This is a genomic window from Streptomyces sp. WM4235 (assembly GCF_001279725.1).
Classification (GTDB): Bacteria; Actinomycetota; Actinomycetes; order Streptomycetales; family Streptomycetaceae; genus Streptomyces.
The window spans coordinates 1-1,106 of the sequence record NZ_LGDE01000195.1 but is presented as its reverse complement, the minus strand read 5'-3'; the positions used below and the strand labels follow the sequence as shown (position 1 = coordinate 1,106).

Below are 1,106 nucleotides of genomic sequence, written 5' to 3'. Positions count from 1 at the left end.
CCGTACGACGGCTACGCCCGCAACGCCGACTCGCACAAGCGCGTCATGAAGCAGCACGCCGACGCCAACACCGTCGCGCCGCGCACCCAGGACCTGGACAACTCCATCTGGGCCGCGGCCACCGAGGCCTGGCAGGACGTCCTGCGCCTCGGCGAGAAGAACGGCTTCCGCAACTCCCAGGCCTCCGTCCTCGCGCCGACCGGCACCATCGGTCTCGCGATGTCCTGTGATACCACCGGTGTCGAGCCGGACCTGGCGCTGGTCAAGTTCAAGAAGCTCGTCGGCGGCGGCTCGATGCAGATCGTCAACGGCACCGTCCCGCAGGCCCTGCGCCGCCTGGGTTACCAGGAGGAGCAGATCGAGGCGATCGTCACCCACATCGCCGAGCACGGTGTGGTCGTCGACGCCCCGGGTCTCAAGGCGGAGCACTACTCGGTGTTCGACTGCGCCATGGGCGAGCGTTCCATCTCCGCGATGGGCCACGTCCGCATGATGGCCGCGATCCAGCCCTGGATCTCCGGCGCGATCTCGAAGACGGTCAACATGCCGGAGACGGCGACCGTCGAGGAGATCGAGGAGATCTACTTCGAGGCGTGGAAGATGGGCGTCAAGGCGCTGGCGATCTACCGCGACAACTGCAAGGTCGGTCAGCCCCTCTCCGCGAAGAAGAAGGAAGCGGAGAAGGTCGAGGTCACCGAGAAGGCCGAGGAGACCATCCGCGCGGCGGTCGAGAAGGTCATCGAGTACCGCCCGGTCCGCAAGCGCCTCCCGAAGGGCCGTCCGGGGATCACCACCTCCTTCACGGTCGGTGGCGCCGAGGGTTACATGACGGCGAACTCCTACCCCGACGACGGTCTGGGCGAGGTCTTCCTGAAGATGTCCAAGCAGGGCTCGACCCTCGCGGGCATGATGGACGCCTTCTCCATCGCCGTCTCGGTCGGTCTGCAGTACGGCGTCCCGCTGGAGACGTACGTCTCGAAGTTCACGAACATGCGCTTCGAGCCGGCCGGTATGACGGACGACCCGGACGTGCGGATGGCGCAGTCGATCGTCGACTACATCTTCCGTCGCGTGGCGCTCGACTTCCTGCCCTTCGAGACCCGCTC

Annotated in this window: 1 pseudogene; it reads left to right on the top strand. The window is 66.5% G+C overall.

Going from position 1 to position 1,106, the window contains the following annotated elements:
* A pseudogene (locus ADK55_RS15630) lies at positions 1-1,106 on the top strand (vitamin B12-dependent ribonucleotide reductase); the annotation flags it as partial.